The 15,552-nt window shown below is 66.2% G+C and carries 12 protein-coding genes and 1 riboswitch; of the genes, 6 read left to right on the forward strand and 6 right to left on the reverse strand.

All coding sequences use genetic code 11. From position 1 onward, the window contains the following. Positions 1-36: 36 nt before the first annotated feature. On the reverse strand, positions 37-666 hold the full coding sequence (locus tag ACCQ12_RS04190) for a hypothetical protein (RefSeq protein ID WP_166743915.1): 630 nt from the start codon (positions 664-666) through the stop codon (positions 37-39). Positions 667-846: 180 nt separating this feature from the next. Continuing rightward, positions 847-1,674, reverse strand: coding sequence for a methylenetetrahydrofolate reductase [NAD(P)H] (gene metF, locus ACCQ12_RS04195; RefSeq protein ID WP_166750273.1), 828 nt, complete (start codon positions 1,672-1,674; stop codon positions 847-849). A 216-nt stretch (positions 1,675-1,890) separates the two neighbouring features. On the opposite strand from metF, the gene ACCQ12_RS04200 reads away from it, so the two are divergent. Next, the gene (locus ACCQ12_RS04200) at positions 1,891-2,127 is read left to right on the forward strand and encodes a hypothetical protein (RefSeq protein WP_372383020.1); all 237 of its coding nucleotides are present in this window, start codon (positions 1,891-1,893) and stop codon (positions 2,125-2,127) included. 113 nt (positions 2,128-2,240) lie between these two features. Further along, entirely contained in the window at positions 2,241-3,218 is a 978-nt protein-coding gene (locus tag ACCQ12_RS04205; protein WP_372383021.1) for an NAD(P)H-quinone oxidoreductase, read from the forward strand. 79 nt (positions 3,219-3,297) lie between these two features. On the opposite strand, the gene ACCQ12_RS04210 is transcribed toward ACCQ12_RS04205, so the two are convergent. Then, a complete protein-coding gene (locus ACCQ12_RS04210; protein ID WP_039404181.1) occupies positions 3,298-3,696 on the reverse strand; it encodes a VOC family protein in 399 nt (132 codons plus the stop codon). Between the two features lie 329 nt (positions 3,697-4,025). On the opposite strand from ACCQ12_RS04210, the gene ACCQ12_RS04215 reads away from it, so the two are divergent. Beyond that, positions 4,026-4,961 (forward strand): Gfo/Idh/MocA family protein, encoded by a 936-nt coding sequence (locus ACCQ12_RS04215; RefSeq protein WP_372383022.1) that lies wholly within the window; start codon positions 4,026-4,028, stop codon positions 4,959-4,961. A gap of 111 nt (positions 4,962-5,072) precedes the next feature. Here the strand turns inward: ACCQ12_RS04215 and ACCQ12_RS04220 are convergent, their stop codons facing one another. Both ACCQ12_RS04220 and ACCQ12_RS04225 read right to left on the reverse strand, forming a co-directional pair. Then, on the reverse strand, positions 5,073-6,731 hold the full coding sequence (locus ACCQ12_RS04220; protein ID WP_372383023.1) for a histidine phosphatase family protein: 1,659 nt from the start codon (positions 6,729-6,731) through the stop codon (positions 5,073-5,075). Positions 6,732-7,151: 420 nt separating this feature from the next. Then, a complete protein-coding gene (locus tag ACCQ12_RS04225) occupies positions 7,152-8,522 on the reverse strand; it encodes an alpha-amylase family protein (RefSeq protein ID WP_372383553.1) in 1,371 nt (456 codons plus the stop codon). A 736-nt stretch (positions 8,523-9,258) separates the two neighbouring features. Between ACCQ12_RS04225 and ACCQ12_RS04230 the strand changes: the two genes are divergently transcribed. Together ACCQ12_RS04230 and ACCQ12_RS04235 are read left to right on the forward strand one after the other, a co-directional pair. Continuing rightward, complete coding sequence (locus ACCQ12_RS04230; RefSeq protein WP_179453733.1) at positions 9,259-9,804, forward strand: DUF2058 domain-containing protein; 546 nt, start codon at positions 9,259-9,261, stop codon at positions 9,802-9,804. A gap of 169 nt (positions 9,805-9,973) precedes the next feature. Continuing rightward, a complete protein-coding gene (locus ACCQ12_RS04235) occupies positions 9,974-10,531 on the forward strand; it encodes a DUF3228 family protein (protein ID WP_179453735.1) in 558 nt (185 codons plus the stop codon). 392 nt (positions 10,532-10,923) lie between these two features. Here the strand turns inward: ACCQ12_RS04235 and ahcY are convergent, their stop codons facing one another. Further along, positions 10,924-12,366: an adenosylhomocysteinase gene (ahcY, locus tag ACCQ12_RS04240; protein ID WP_039564728.1), complete on the reverse strand. Its 1,443-nt coding sequence runs from the start codon at positions 12,364-12,366 to the stop codon at positions 10,924-10,926. 31 nt (positions 12,367-12,397) lie between these two features. Continuing rightward, positions 12,398-12,512: riboswitch (S-adenosyl-L-homocysteine riboswitch) on the reverse strand. A 137-nt stretch (positions 12,513-12,649) separates the two neighbouring features. Between ahcY and ACCQ12_RS04245 the strand changes: the two genes are divergently transcribed. Then, positions 12,650-15,184, forward strand: coding sequence for a S9 family peptidase (locus ACCQ12_RS04245; RefSeq protein WP_372383024.1), 2,535 nt, complete (start codon positions 12,650-12,652; stop codon positions 15,182-15,184). Positions 15,185-15,552: the final 368 nt, after the last annotated feature.

The following is a 15,552-nucleotide window of genomic DNA, read 5'->3' on the forward strand; positions in this document are numbered from 1 at the left end:
CTGCAATCCGCTGGCGTCCTTCAAGGGGGCGCTGCGCTAGAACGTCACCCAGAAGCAGTTGTACTGCCGGCGGAGCCGCAACACGCTGCGCGCCGGGGTGCCGCTGGCGAGGTTCTGTTCCAGGCGCAATCCCCATGGGCGGGGACGCGTGGGTGCCGGCAAGGGCGCATCGATTGCGCTGCCGTCCAGCGAGGGTGTTGTTGCGGTGTTGTCTACGTCCCAGGTGGGCGGGTCGCTTTGCGGATACATCGGCACGATGTCCAGCAAGGGGCGTTGCACGATGGCCTCCAGCCGGCTCAGCACCTGGTTGGCCGCCGCGTCGGATTGCCCGCTCCACAGGTACAGGCTGGACAATCGATTGACGTCGCGGCTGTCTACGGCGGTTTGCAGCAGCGTCACCAGCTCGCTCAGCCGCCGGGGGCAGCCATAGCGATGCAGCCCGGTGTTGCCCGGCGCGCGCGGGGCAGGTGGCGCGCGCGTAGCGGCGCCCACATCTTCGCAGCGGCGGTCGGTGAACATGGTCTGCCCATCCGGCGTCACGCAGCGACGGATCTCCTGTGCCTGCAGGCCGGTAGCGGCAGACAGGCCAAACAGCAGCAACAGCATGGGCAGGATGCGGGGCATTCGCGCAGCGTAGCCGGCCACGTGTGAGCTGGCGACAAACACCAGGATTCATGGCCTTCCGGGTCTGGTGCCGCCGGCCACGCCTACGTGGTGGACTTGATGACAGCCCCCGATGTGGCAGGCCTGCCGGTTACCGACTTGCGCCATGCGCAGCAAGTGCAAGCCGGCGGCGAGGGTAACGCACGTGCGGCGCATTGCCCGTGGCCAGGTGCGCTGCTGCGCTCAGCGACCGAGCAGCTGCAGCACCTGGGTGGTCGGCTTGGCCAGGTTGAGCGTGTAGAAGTGCAGCGCCGGCGCGCCGCCGGCGATCAGGCGCTGGCACAACGTGGCCACCACTTCCGCACCGAAGGCACGCACTGCGTCGGCATCGTCGCCATAGGACTGCATCTTCTTGCCGATCCAGCGCGGAATCTCCGCGCCGCACTGCTCGGAAAAGCGCCGCAATTGTGAAAAATTGGAGATCGGCATGATGCCGGGAATGATCGGGATCGCCACGCCCATGCGCTGTACCGCATCGCGGAAATGGAAGTAGGCATCGGCGTTGTAGAAATACTGGGTGATGGCCGCATCCGCGCCGGCATCCACCTTGGCCTTGAAATAGCGCAGATCGCTCAGCGCATCGGCCGCCTGCGGATGGGTTTCCGGATAGGCGCCCACTTCGATCCGGAAGGCATCGCCGTGCTCGGCGCGGATGAAGGCGATCAGGTCCGAGGCGTAGCGCAGGTCGCCGGGATGGCCCATGCCCGAGGGCAGGTCGCCGCGCAATGCCACGATGCGGGTGCAGCCGATGGCGCGATACAACTTGAGCAGTTCGCGGATCTCCTGGCGGCTGCCGCCGACGCAGGACAGGTGTGGCGCCGCTTCGAACCCGTGCTTCTGCTTGAGGTGGCGCACCGTCTCGGAGGTGTAGCTGAGCGTGGAGCCGCCGGCACCGAAGGTGCACGAGACATATTCCGGCGCGTAGCCTTTCAACCTGGCCGCGGTGCGGTCCAGCTGCGCGCGCTGGTCGTCGGTCTTGGGCGGATAGAACTCGAAACTGAGATGCGTCATCGCGGCGGCTTCTGCGGATCGTGCCGGCATACTATCGCTTCATCGCGATGAATGCATATCTGGTGGCGGATGATGCTGCGCACGCATCCGCGCCCCATGCAGGCAGCCAAAAGGTGCAGCGGCTGGAAGGGCCGAGCCTGCTTCTGTGCGCTTGTCTCGGTCTGCGTTGCACGCGGTAAGCTCAGGCACCCCCACGCCACTTGATCGGAGCGCAACATGCAAGAAAAAGAAATGGATGTAATCGCCGAATCGTTGGGCCGCATCTGGGTTGCGCTGGCGCGTAGCGTCGGCGATCTGGCGCTGGCGCTGGCCGAGCAGCCCGGCGTGGATGGCAACAAGTTGCTGAGCGACTTTGCCGCGCGTCTGCCGTCTGGCCAGGACGACGGTACTTCCAAGGTGTTCGAGGCGATCCGCCAGTACATCGATCAGGACGTGGTCCCCGGCGAGGAATGAGCGCTGCCACGCGCGTCTGCTGCTGGCAGGCGCGCGATGCAAGGTGCGCGGCATCTGCGCCACACGTTGACGTCTGCCTGCCTACACTGGGCACCCCTCAACGGAGCGCCTGCATGAGCGACACCACGATGACCGCCATCGCCATCCGCGATGGCAAGGGCGACGCCGATGCGCTGTACGCCACCGAGCAACCGCTCCCGCGTGCGGCACCGGGGCAGGTGCTGATCCGCGTGCATGCCGCCGGCATCAATCGCCCCGACCTGCTGCAACGCGCCGGCCACTATCCGCCGCCGCCGGGCGCGCCGGAAACGCTGGGCCTGGAAGTTGCCGGCGAGATCGTGGAGCCCGCCGGTCGCTGGAAGGTCGGCGACCGTGTCTGCGCCTTGCTGGGCGGCGGCGGGTACGCGCAATACGCCGCGGTCGATGCGCGTCATGTGCTGCCGATTCCTGCAGGCATGGATCTGGTGCAGGCGGCCGCGCTGCCGGAGACCATCTTCACCGCCTACACGAACCTGTTCGAACATGGCCAGCTGGCAGCCGGCCAATGGCTGCTGCTGCATGGGGCGACGTCCGGAATCGGCGTCACCGCCATCCAGATGGCCAAGGCTGCCGGTGCGCACGTGCTGGCCACCGCACGCTCGGCAGCCAAGGCGGCGCAGGCGCGCGAGCTGGGCGCCGATATCGCCATCGACTCCACCCGTGAGTCGTTCGTCGACGTGGCCAAGGCGCACGCCGGGGTGGATGTGGCGCTCGACATGGTGGGTGCGGCCGTCTTTGCGCAGACGCTGGACGCGCTCAACCCGCGCGGACGCATCGTCTATATCGCCTCGCAGGCCGGCTCCACCATCGAGGTGCCGATCCCGCAGCTGATGCGCAAGCAGGCCATCCTGACCGGCTCGACCCTGCGCCCGCGCAACGCCGATGAAAAGGCGCGGCTGGCGGCGGAGGTCGAACGCGTGGTGTGGCCCTGGATCGAACAGGGCAAGATCCGCGTGCTGATCGACAAGCGGTTCCCGCTCAGCGAGGCCGCCGCCGCGCACCGCTATCTGGAGCAGGGCAGCCACCTGGGCAAGGTGGTGCTGGAAATGTGAGCGCACGCGGTCAGCAGCCTGGCGATGCGACGGTAGGCCAGGCTGCTGATGCTCATGCAACGACGCAGCGCCGGGCGGTTTATCGCGTGCCTGCTCGCACCGCTTCCAGATGGTGGCCGTCGGGGTCGATGACAAAGGCGGCGTAGTAGCTGCTGCCGTAATCCGGCCGCAGACCCGGTGCACCGTTGCAACGGCCGCCGTGTTGCAGCGCTGCCCGGTGAAAGGCATCCACCGCTGCTGCATCGATCGCGGCGAAGGCCAGGTGGAAGCCGTCTCCTGGCGCGCAGTGCGTGGCCGGCCGTTGCTTCAATGCCAGGCTGTCTTCGCCGCCGGGTCTGCCGTAGCCCACGGCCTGGTCGAGCGTGCCCGGCTCCAGATCGGACCACACCCGCACATGACCCAGCGCCCCCAGAACGGCGTCGTAAAACACGACAGATGCCTCGATTGCGCGAACGCCCAGCGAAACGTGGTGCAACATCGGAGCGGCCTTCGTGACGACGGCACATCGGCGTGCCGGCGGCGATGCTGGGCTGCATCGACGGTGAGGTCAATCGCGGGACGGAACCATGGCGCTGGCTGGCGCGGGAATGCCGGCGCTTGCAGGTCGCCATCGCCGGGATGGCAAGCACGCCGGCATCGCCGGCCGTGGGCAGGTATAGCAAAACAAGCAGGAGCGATGTCTCGCGGTGGGCTGCGCGCTGACCGTACACTGCATCGCGCTGGCGGACGCGGCCCACGGCTGCGCTGCCCCATGGTGCGCGATCAGTCGATCGTGTCGCCGCTCTCCTTATCAGCACGAAGGTTTCGATGAAGCATCCAGACGCATTGCGCATTGCCCTGGTGGGGATCGGCAAGATCGCCCGCGATCAACACGTGCCGACCATTGCCGCGCGCCCCGATGTGCAGTTGGTGGCCACGGTAAGCCGGCATGGCACGGTCGACGGCATACCGGCGTATCAAACCCTGGATGAGGCGTTTGCCGCGCATCCGGAGTTGGAAGCGGTCGCGTTGTGCACGCCGCCGGTTGGGCGACATGCGTTGGCGCAAGCGGCGTTGACGGCTGGCCGGCATGTCTTCCTGGAAAAGCCGCCGGCGGCCACGCTCGCCGAGATCAACGATCTGCGCACTGTGGCGCAGCATGCGCAGCGCAGCCTGTTCACCAGCTGGCATTCGCGCTGCGCGGCCGGCGTGGAGCCTGCGCGTGCGTGGCTGGCCGACAAGCAGATCGTGCGGACGCACATCACCTGGAAGGAAGACATCCGCCACTGGCACCCCGGGCAGGACTGGATTCTCGAACCCGGCGGCATGGGCGTGTTCGATCCCGGCATCAACGCCTTGTCCATCGTCACGCATCTGCTGCCGCGCCCCTTCGCCCTGCGCGAGGCCGAACTGCAGACGCCGGAAAACCGCCAGGCACCGCTGTCTGCCCGGCTCGCCTTCGTCGATACCGCCGGCGTGCCGGTGACGGCGGAATTCGATTTCCTGCAGACCGGTCATCAGCGCTGGGACATCGAGGTGGAAACCACGCAGGGGCTGCTCGTGCTCAGCGAAGGCGGCGCCAAGCTGAGCATCGACGGGCAGCCGCAGGCAGTGCCGGCATCCAGTGAATACGATGGGCTGTACCGGCGTTTTGTGCAGCTGGTGCGCGCGGGTGACTCGGACGTGGATGTCGCACCGTTCGTGCATGTGGCCGATGCGTTCCTGCTCGGTGCACGCAAGGTCACCGCGCCGTTCGCCTGGTAACTCCAGGCCGCAGCGATCCGCAACGATGCCGATGGCTGCCTTCATTGAACATGGCGCTCATCGTGATGGCCGCCCCGGGCGCGGTGATCGCCGCGCCTGAGGCGGGCCGCGTCATCGGCTGTCCAGTGCGACGTCGCCTGGTGTGCCGGGCGGCGAAGCCGCTGTCGTGGCGCGCGCAGGGCGCTGCTGCAACGCCGGCTTGATCTGCGCACGGAAGCGCCGCACGACCCAGGTTTCATCCAGGAGCGCGAAGGCGAAGAAGCTCAGCAGCGTGCCGGCCACCAGCGTGGGCGCATGCGCGAAGGTGCCTGGCAGCAATAGGCTCAGCCACAGGAAGATGTTGGGCGATGTCTGCAGCAGATGGATATCGGAGCGGATCGCCGGGCCGATGCGCTTGCCGGTGACGCGCTGATGCAGGTACAGGGACGCCGCGCTGCCCAGCCGGCATGTCAGCAGCAGCGCAAACGGCAACAGCAGTGCGCCCCAGGCCCGCCAGCCGCCATGCGCCAATGCATCCGCCAACGCGGGGCCACCGGCGCGTAGCGCGACCAGCAAGGCCATCGGCACCATCATCAGTGAGCCGACCCAGCCCCAGTTGGTTGCCAGCTTGCCCGCAGCGATCGGACGCGCACGCCGCCAGCCCTGTGCCAGCAGGCAGGGCAAGGCCAGCGCAAGCAGCAGCACCACGAAATACCGCTCCAGTGCATGCGCATTGCCCAGGACCTCGCGGTGATCCAGGAACAGCAGCAACAGCACCACCGGCAACAGCATCGACAGCACCAGGGTATAGCGCGCGGCAAAGAAATAGTCGCCGCCGCGCGCCAGCGAGAAGGTCGGCACCGAGAGCGCCGGTGGCACGATCAGCAACAGGCCCAGGACATGCATCCACGCGTTGTCGAACTGGGTAAGCAGCACCATCGCAATCAGTGCGCGCGCCACACTGATCACGCTGAGCGCGACGTTCTCCGGGCCGCGGGTCAGTCGCATCGCGTCAGGTTCGATACGCACCGACAGGAAAAACGCATTGGCGGCCAGCAGCGCCACGATGGCGGCGGAGCTGATGCCATGCGGGAGCGACACGCCCAGGCACGACAGCGCAAAGCCGGCCACTGCGGCAATCAGCATCCATTGCAGTAAATGGATTTCGGTCTGCTCGCCCAGGTAGTTCATGCGCGATGAACTGCGTGCGGTCATGTGTTTGAGTTCGTCCCACGACAGCGGCCGCGAGTTGGGAAGCCGGAAGTCGATGTAGTCGGCAGGCGGCAGGCCGGAGGCGATCAGGGCGAACACCTCGACGATGTATTTGTGCGCCACCACCAGCACCTGCTTGCCCTGGCGGTCCAGCGGCGCCAGCACGGTGTCGTAGTACTGCTTGCAACGCGCGTACATGTCCATCCAGTGCTCGCCGTCGGGTGGCGCGCCTTGCGCGTCATGGAAGCAGGCGTCGTAGAGCCGGTGGCCGATGGACTTCTTGATCAGGGTCTTGTTCTTGCCGGCGAAGATGCCGAAATCGCGTTCCACCAATGCCGCGCTGGAGATGACCTGCGGCGTCCCGGGCACACCGTCGAGAATGATCGCCGCGGTCGCCTGTGCGCGCTCCAGCGTCGAGACGTGGACCTGGTCGAACTGCAGCCCGCGGCGCCTGACCTCCTCGGCCGCCTGCCGCGCCTGGCGACGCCCCAGCGGGGTCAATGGCGAGTTCTGCGCGCCGGCAAAATAGTTCTGTTCGTTGGCGAGCGACTCGCCGTGACGCACGAAGTACAAAGGCATCGGCTTGCTCCGGTTCTGCTCCTCGGGTGCGGGATCGCGTGCGTTGCCACGGTGGCGCGCTCGCGTCGCGGTCGGCCGTCTGCATGCCGGGTGGGCAGATGAATCGGCATGCATCGGGCTGCGAGGTAGGTCCACCCGGCAGCAGGTTTTGTTGCGTCCGAAGGCCTGATCTTTTCGATCAATTCATGTTGCAGCGAAGTTCGTATCGATCGTGACCTGGCGCATCTCTGACCAGACCGCTCATCGCATGACCAAGCGGAGCAAGCGCAGGCTGCAGAATGAAAAACGCCTCCGCGCGCGCAAGGCGGCGGAGGCGGTGTTTGCTTGCAACGGTCTGATGCACGCAACGATGTCCAGGTCTGCTTTACATAACCTAGGCACGTTGTGGGAGTGCGCGCTGTGCGCGGTCTGCGGCTTGGCTCAGCGGCGCCACATGCGCGCGCCCCGCGCCGGCAGCGTGAACGTGTAGGAGCCGCTGGAGATACGCACCACGCTGCCCGAGCCCAGGGCATCCACGTAGTCGGCGTTCCAGTACAGCACGCTGTTGTTCATGCCCACCGTGGTGGTGACCGGGTTGCCGCACTTGTTGATGCCCACGATGCCGAGGCTGCCGCGGCGGAACAGGATGTGGCAGGCGCTGGATGACAGCACCTGCATGTCGGTGCCCTGTACGCCGTTGTGAAAGCCGATCATGCGACGCAGGTCATCGCGCTGATACGCGTTGACCCAGCGGTTGTCGCCACTTTCGTTGTTGTCGGTGTACACCATCGGCATGCCGCCATTGCGTCCGATCAGATAGGCATAGGCCAGGGTTTCGTCCACCGAGTCGAGAATGGCGTAGCGGAAGCCGGCGTTGTTGGGGATGTCGTGGGTGATGGCGAAGGTGACCGCACGGTTGCCCGGCAACGCCTGCCCCGACGCGGCGGGGTCCGCCAGCTGCTGCATGCTCGCACCGACGGCGAAGGCATTGCGCACCGCATTGAACAAGGGGAAGTCGTAGGCCGCATGCGGTGTGGATTGCAGATACGGCGCCAGGAACTGGTCGTAATCGCCGTTGCCGCTGCCGCCGCCGGTGATGACCTCGCCAAACACGTACACGCCCGAGCGAATGCCTGCATCGAACACGCGGTTGAGATGATCGAAGGTCATGTGCTTGGCTGCATCCACGCGGAAGCCGCTCACCCCCAGGCCCTTGAGTGCCTGCAGATAGGCACGCTGCTGCTGCACCACCCAATCGTTGCCGACCAGATCCGGCAGACCCGGATCGCTGCCGCCGCCGCAGATGCGGTAATTGCGCACCTGGTAGGCATCGTTGTAATTGCTGATGCATTGCGCCGGGCCGAAGTCGCTGGCGCTCAGGAAATTGGACTGCAAGGTGCCGAACAGGCGCAGCGAATCGTAGCGGCCGGGATTGGCGGCGTACTGCGACAACACCGCGCTGCCGGGGTAGTTCAGATCCGGACGCGTGGCCGCTTCGTTGGCCATGTGGTTGAGCACCACGTCGGCATAGGTTTGCACACCGTTGTTGGCCAATGCCTGCACCATGCGCGAAAACGCCGCGGTGTCGCCGAGCGGCCCGTCGATCACGCGCAGATCCTGCGGCTGGTAGCGCGCCCACCAGGCACTGCCTTGCGAACGGTAGGCGGGTGCCACCAGCACCTTGCGATAGCCCGCATCGGCGATCTGCTTGGCGCGTGCTTCGACGGTGGCATACGGCCAGTTGAAGGCGTGCAGGATCACATCGGCCTGCACATTGGCACTGGTCAGCAGCAGAACCAGTGCCGTCAGCAACAGGCGGATGCATCGCTGCGTGAGCGAAGGCGGAGAAGGAGCAATGAGGGTGTGCATCGGGTGGATCTCCAGTCGGTAGGAGCGAGCATCCGCGCAGCTGGCGATGCCCACATTCAAGGCCTCCGGCCCCTGTTCCGGAAAGCGCGCGCACGGCGTGCAGCGCGCGGTGATGCTAAGCGCGCATCGCGCCGCAACATCGGTGTTGTGCATACGTATTCAATGCGGTGAACCGCCGAATTGCGTGCAGGGTTCGACGGCAACGGGGTGCCGGGTCGCAGAATTGCCAGCCCTCCGCGGTCGCCCTGGTACGCAGGGGCGCGGCGCCTGCTTCAGCGACGGATACATCTGCTGTTGCAGATCACCGGCTGGGTGACCGGCTCGGCCAGCGCAGGTGTCGCCAGGCCCGGCGCCATCATCATCGGGGATGCAGGTCGTACGCGGGCCACGAGCGAGCATGCTTGCCGCAGGACTGCACGTACGGTCCGCGACCCTCCCTGCGCAGTTGGTGGCCAGTTGCCCAAGGCCGCGCATTAGTGAGTGGTGCCGTGAGCAGGTGATGCGGCATGACGTTGGGGCACGGCTTGTCTCCGGTAGCGGCAATGCCGTGGTGCGGCCGATCTTTCATCGGGCGCAGCGGCCGGCTGGCGTGCTTGCCGGGAGGGCGCGGCATGGGCTGCGACGGGAGCCTGCCGCCTGCCGCGCTAAACTGGCGGCCAATTCACTGCCGACGTCTCCCATGCGCAATCCACTGCAAGAACAGCTGCTCAAGGCCGGGCTGGTCAAAAAAGCCCAGGTGGACAAGGTCGCGCGTGAGCAGGTCAAGCAGCGCCATGCGAAGGGTGGCGCGGTGGCGCCTGCGCAGACCGACAAGGTGGATGCCGCACGGCTGCAGGCCGAGCGTGCCGAGCGCGATCGCGCACTGGCCGAAGAGCGCAATGCGCAGCTGCGCAAACAGGAAGTGCTGGCCCAGGTGCGCCAGATCGTGGAGACCAGCAAGGTCAAGCGCGAGGGCGAGATCGACTATCGCTTCAACGATGGCAGCGTCATCCGCAGCGTGCTGGTCAATCCCGCCTTGCGCACCCAGCTTGCCAGCGGCGCCCTGGTGATCGTGCGACATGGCGAAGGCTTCGAGCTGATTCCGCGTGCGGCCGCCGAGAAGGTCTACAGCCGCGATGAGGCAACCGTGGTGCTGGATCACGGCCGCAATGGCAGCTCGCCGGCACCGGACAGCGACGATGACTATTACAGCCAATTCAAGGTGCCGGACGATCTGATCTGGTGACGCCGCAGCGGGCGTTGACACGGCCCGTCGCTCGACGCGCGCAACCGTGAGCCCGCTTCAACGGCAGCGACGCATGCGGTGCATCGCGGCCCGTTTGCCAGCGCCGGCCTGCGCGTGAGAACCGCATTCAAGGGTTACCCTTGACGGCCTTGCCGCTGCCCGCACTGCCATGTCCATCGTTCTGACCGCGTTTGCCCGTCCCCGTCTGTTTCCGCGCGATGGCCGTCGCAATGCCATCCAGGACTGCACGCCCGAGCAGTTCATCCAGCATCTCAATGACGCCCCACCGTTGCGCGTGATCGAAGGCTACGCGCCGTTCTGCCAGCTGCACGTACACCGCAACTGGACCAGCACGCGCTGCCTGACAGTGCCGATCACCGCAGACAACCGGCACCTGCTGCGCTCGGGCTACGAAGCGCGCAACACGCAGGAACTTCCCGTTCTGGTGCGTTGGTTCGAAGGCGTCGAGTCGCCGGTTGCGCAGTACATGGTGCCGATCCTGTACAGCCGCGAACAGCTGGCCAAGGAAGGCGCGCCGATCGATGCGGACTGGGGTGTGGTCGGCTGTCTGTACACCGCCGAGCCCGAAGACATCCCGATGGCACCGATTACCATGTTGCGCAATGCATTGGGCGTGGATGAGGGCGGCTCCGGCGTGCCGCTGGACCGCGCGGCCTACCGGCGCAGCGTTGCGTTCTGGGAGGCCAATGCAAACTGGCGGCCGTGAGCCTGATCATGATCGCGCCGCTGCGTTTCAAGCATCGCGTGCGTAGCCCGTCTCGCGTTGCGCGCGGTGACCGATCACGACACACCGTGTCGGTCACATCCACGTAGCGATATGACGCAACATGCCCGTGCGAACCGCAGCCCATCACCGGTTCGCGCTTGTCTCCATGCACTGTGCGGCCGATCAACGGATTACCTGCCAGCACGTCGAACGCGCTGGCGATCTTCTCGGCTCTCTCTTCTGCATGCTCGACCTCGCACCAGGCGCTGCTCGGCCTCCCTCGGTGCATGATCTACCGGTAGCACCGTTCGAGGCGCGGTCAGGCGCTGGGCACGTAAAAAAACGGGCGCCTCGCGGCGCCCGTTCATGCATAGCGATGGTTTGCCAAAGACTCAGTAGCGGTAATGATCCGGCTTGAACGGGCCTTCCACCGGCACGCCGAGATAATCGGCCTGGTCCTTGGTCAGAGTGGTCAGCTTCACGCCGATCTTTTCCAGGTGCAGGCGGGCCACTTCCTCATCCAGGTGCTTGGGCAGGATGTAGACCTTCTTCTCGTAGCTGTCGCGCTTTTCCCACAGGTCGATCTGGGCCAGGGTCTGGTTGGCGAACGAGTTGGACATCACGAAGCTCGGGTGGCCGGTGGCGCAACCCAGGTTGACCAGGCGGCCGTCGGCCAGCAGGAAGATCGCGTTGCCGTTGGGGAACACGTACTTGTCCACCTGCGGCTTGATGTTGATCTTCTCCACGCCCTTGAGTGCATTCAGCGCATCGACCTGGATCTCGTTGTCGAAGTGGCCGATGTTGCACACGATGGCCTGGTCCTTCATGGCCTGCAGGTGCTCGACGGTGATGATGTCCTTGTTGCCGGTGGTGGTGACATAGATGTCGCCACGGCCCAGGGTGGATTCGATGGTGTTGACCTCGAAGCCTTCCATCGACGCCTGCAGCGCGCAGATCGGGTCGATTTCGGTGACCACCACGCGGGCGCCATAGGCGCGCAGCGAGGCGGCGCTGCCCTTGCCCACGTCACCGTAGCCGCAGACCACGGCGACCTTGCCGGCCAGCATCACGTCCATCGCGCGCTTGAGGCCATCGGCCAGCGACTCGCGGCAGCCGTACAAGTTGTCGAACTTGCTCTTGGTGACCGAGTCGTTGACGTTGATGGCCGGGATCAGCAGCTTGCCGGCTTCGGCGATCTGGTACAGGCGGTGCACGCCGGTGGTGGTCTCTTCGGAGACGCCCTTCCAGTCCTTGACCACGCGGCCCCAGTAGCCCGGGCGCTCGACAGCCACACGCTTGAGCAGCGCCTTGATCACGCTCTCTTCGTGCGAAGACGCCGGCTCGTCGACCCAGGTGCTGCCGTTTTCGAGCTCATAGCCCTTGTGGATCAGCAGGGTGACGTCGCCGCCGTCGTCCACGACCAGCTCCGGGCCGGTGAGGGTGCCGTCGGGCAGGGTGAAGGTCAGCGCATCCAGGGTGCAGTCCCAGTACTCTTCCAGCGTCTCGCCCTTCCAGGCGAACACGGGGGTGCCGGTGGCGGCGATCGCCGCGGCGGCATGGTCCTGGGTGGAGAAGATGTTGCACGAGGCCCAGCGCACGTTGGCGCCGATGTCCTTGAGCGTTTCGATCAGCACCGCGGTCTGGATGGTCATATGCAGCGAGCCGGTGATGCGCACATCCTTCAGCGGCTTGGTCTGCGCATGCTTGCGGCGGATCGACATCAGGCCCGGCATTTCGTGCTCGGCGATGTCCAGCTCCTTGCGGCCCCAATCGGCAAGGGAGATGTCGGCAATCTTGTAATCGGCGTGCGGGGTGATCTTTGTGACAGCGTTCATGCAATGGCTCCGGTAGGCAAACGAATGTCTGCAATTCCGGGCGCCGTTGAACGGTAACTGCTGGTCGAGCCTGGCCGTATTGCCTGCACCTTGTGGTGCAGTGAGCGGATCAGTCCGCCCTACCGGTCGCAGCGCCCCTCGACGAGAGCGCTGATTATATCGGCAGCACCCCCCTCCGGCATGAATTGGCCGGTTTGAAGTGGCATGACCCCCAACCAACGGCAGGGGAGCGGCCGACAGGCGGCTGCTATGGTCGCAGGTCGATCATCACCGGGGACGGGCAATGCAGGAGAAACCGCATGCGCAAGGCTGGCGGCAGCACACATGGGCGCTGGCAGGGGCGCTGGCATTGGGCGCGCCGGTGTTGGCGATGGCGGCCGGCCCGGCGGCCGGCGCAACAGTGACGCAGCCGGGCGCTGCGGCAGGCAGCGCGTACCAGCTGCCGTCCAAGGCGCTGCAGGCGGTGGTGGACGCACCGCGCGCACCGTTGCTGCAGCTCTCGCCCAAACGCGACCTGGCCGCGATGCTGCAGTTGCCGGCACTGCCGGACATCGCCGAGGTGGCCCAGCCCGAGTTGAAACTGGCCGGCCTGCGCATCCACCCGAAGACCTTTGCCGCCAGCCGGTTCTCCTTTGCCAGCAAGTTGTGGCTGTTGTCGGTGGCCGATGGTGGTGAGCGGCAGATCGCCGGACTGCCGTCGCCGCTGTCGCTGGCCACGTTGAGCTGGTCGCCCGATCAGGGCTATCTGGCGTTCCGCCGCGAAGACGCGAGCAGTGGCGCCAACGAACTGTGGCTGGTCGACGTGGCCGCCGGGCAGGCGCGGCGTCTGGTCACCGGCCTGAATACCACCGTCGATGACGAACTGCGCTGGCTGCCCGATGGCAGCGGGCTGCTGCTGCAACAACAGGTGGCCGGGCAGGGTGCGCCGCCGACCCGCGATGCGATACCGGCCGGCCCGGCGATCCAGCAGACCAGCGCCGCCGCCGGGGTGCGCTCGCTGCCGACCTATCAGGACCTGTTGCGCAACGAGGCCGATGCGCGCGTGTTCGAGTACTACGCCACCGGCCAGCCGATCATCGTCACGCTGAGCGGGCAGGTCCGCCCGATCGCCGCGCCCGGCATCCATCTCAACCTGTCGGTGTCGCCGGATGGCCGTTACATCCTGAGCGAACGCGCTGAGCGGCCGTTTTCGTATCTGGTGCCGGCGGACAATTTCCCGCGCCGCATCGAGGTGCTGGACCTGCAGGGCAAGCTGGTGCGCCAGATCGCGCAGCTGCCGTTGGTCGAAGGCCTGCCGACCGGCAACGATGCGGTGCCCACCGGCGTGCGCGACATCGCCTGGCGGCACGACGCACCGGCCACCTTGGTGTGGGCCGAAGCGCAGGACGGCGGCGACCCGGCACGCGAGAGCACCATCCGCGATGCGGTGCGGATGCAGGCCGCACCGTTCAACCGCGCACCGGTGACGCTGGCGCAGCTGGGTAGCCGGTTCGACGGCATTCAATGGGGCCGCGGCGACCTGGCGATCGTGAGCGAGAGCTGGTGGAAGACCCGCCGCACCAAACAGTGGCGCATTGCACCGGATCAACCGCAACGCGCGCCCGACCTGCTATGGGACCGCTCCTCGCAGGACCGCTACAAGGATCCGGGCACGCCGGCGACGGTAGCCGATGGCAAGGGTCGCGCGTTGCTACAGACCAGTAGCGATGGCAACAGCCTGTTCCTGCTCGGCAAGGGCGCCTCGCCGGAAGGCGACCGCCCGTTTGTGGACCGGTTCGATCTGCGCAGCAAGCAGGCCACGCGTCTGTTCCACTCGCAGGCGCCGAGCTATTCCGCACCACTGGCGTTGCTGGACGCACAGGCCACCCAATTGCTGCTCAGCCGCGAATCGCCGGAGGAGCCGGCCAACTATGTCGTGCAGACGCTTGGCGATGGCGCAGCCGCACCGCGTGCATTGACGCATTTCGCGCACCCGCTACCGCAGCTGCGTGGTGTGCAGAAGGAGCAGATCCGCTACAAGCGCGCCGATGGCGTGGACCTCACCGCCACGCTGTTGCTGCCGCCCGGCTATGACCCCAAGCGCGACGGCCCGCGGCCGCTGCTGATGTGGGCCTACCCGGGCGAATTCAAAAGCGCCGACACCGCCAGCCAGGTCACCGACTCGCCGTACCGCTTCAACGCCATCAGCTACTGGGGGCCGCAGGCATTTCTGGCGATCGGCTATGTGGTGCTCAACAACCCGACCATGCCGATCGTGGGCGAAGGCGATGCCGAACCCAACGACACCTATGTGCCACAGCTCATCGCCGATGCGCAGGCCGCCGTGGACGAAGTGGTCCGGCGCGGGGTCACCGACCGGCAGCACATCGCCATCGGCGGGCATTCCTATGGCGCGTTCATGACCGCCAACCTGCTTGCGCACACGCGCCTGTTCAAGGCCGGCATCGCGCGCAGCGGCGCCTACAACCGCACGCTCACCCCGTTCGGCTTCCAGGCCGAAGAGCGCAACTACTGGCAGGCGCAACCGGTGTACCAGGCGATGTCGCCGTTCAACTATGCCGACAAGATCAAGGACCCGCTGCTGCTGATCCACGGCCAGGACGACAACAACACCGGCACCTTCCCGATCCAGAGCGAGCGCATGTTCGCCGCGATCAAGGGCCTGGGCGGCACCGCGCGGCTGGTGATGCTGCCCAACGAATCGCACGCCTACCGCGCACGGCAATCGATCATGCAGATGCTGGCCGAGAGCGAGCAGTGGTTGAAGACCAATGTCGGCGAGCCGGTGAAGGAGACTGGCGCCACGCGCACGCGTTGATCGGTGGTGCGCCGGCACCGGTGCGCTGACACCGGTAGGAGCGCGCTTGCGCGCGATGCGGCGTTATCGATGAAGCTTCGTCGCGCCCGGGTGCGCTCCTACAGCGGATGAGGATGTGGCTGATGCGCTGCCGGCAACGGCTGCCGAGCCGCATAGATGGGTGCCGCGATCACCTGTAGGAGCGGGCCTGCCCGCGATGGGGCATTACCGGTAACGCCTCATCGCGCGCTAGCGCGCTCCTACGCGATTCATCGCCACGTGCGCCAGCACACGATGGTTGGTGTTGAAACCGTCGTGCCGGTCGCGATCATCTAATCCTTTTGGGTTAGTCTTCGACGACTTTGCGCTTGAAGAGGGTGTGCGTTTCC

Source organism: Xanthomonas sp. NCPPB 1068 (assembly GCF_041479385.2).
Lineage (GTDB): Bacteria > Pseudomonadota > Gammaproteobacteria > Xanthomonadales > Xanthomonadaceae > Xanthomonas > Xanthomonas cannabis.

Coding starts and splice junctions, on each gene's coding strand:
- metF (WP_166750273.1), bottom strand. CDS start 1,674: ATGACGCATCTCAGTTTCGAGTTCTATCCGCCCAAGACCGACGACCAG.
- ACCQ12_RS04200 (WP_372383020.1), top strand. CDS start 1,891: ATGCAAGAAAAAGAAATGGATGTAATCGCCGAATCGTTGGGCCGCATC.
- ACCQ12_RS04205 (WP_372383021.1), top strand. CDS start 2,241: ATGAGCGACACCACGATGACCGCCATCGCCATCCGCGATGGCAAGGGC.
- ACCQ12_RS04210 (WP_039404181.1), bottom strand. CDS start 3,696: ATGTTGCACCACGTTTCGCTGGGCGTTCGCGCAATCGAGGCATCTGTC.
- ACCQ12_RS04215 (WP_372383022.1), top strand. CDS start 4,026: ATGAAGCATCCAGACGCATTGCGCATTGCCCTGGTGGGGATCGGCAAG.
- ACCQ12_RS04220 (WP_372383023.1), bottom strand. CDS start 6,731: ATGCCTTTGTACTTCGTGCGTCACGGCGAGTCGCTCGCCAACGAACAG.
- ACCQ12_RS04230 (WP_179453733.1), top strand. CDS start 9,259: ATGCGCAATCCACTGCAAGAACAGCTGCTCAAGGCCGGGCTGGTCAAA.
- ACCQ12_RS04235 (WP_179453735.1), top strand. CDS start 9,974: ATGTCCATCGTTCTGACCGCGTTTGCCCGTCCCCGTCTGTTTCCGCGC.
- ahcY (WP_039564728.1), bottom strand. CDS start 12,366: ATGAACGCTGTCACAAAGATCACCCCGCACGCCGATTACAAGATTGCC.
- ACCQ12_RS04245 (WP_372383024.1), top strand. CDS start 12,650: ATGCAGGAGAAACCGCATGCGCAAGGCTGGCGGCAGCACACATGGGCG.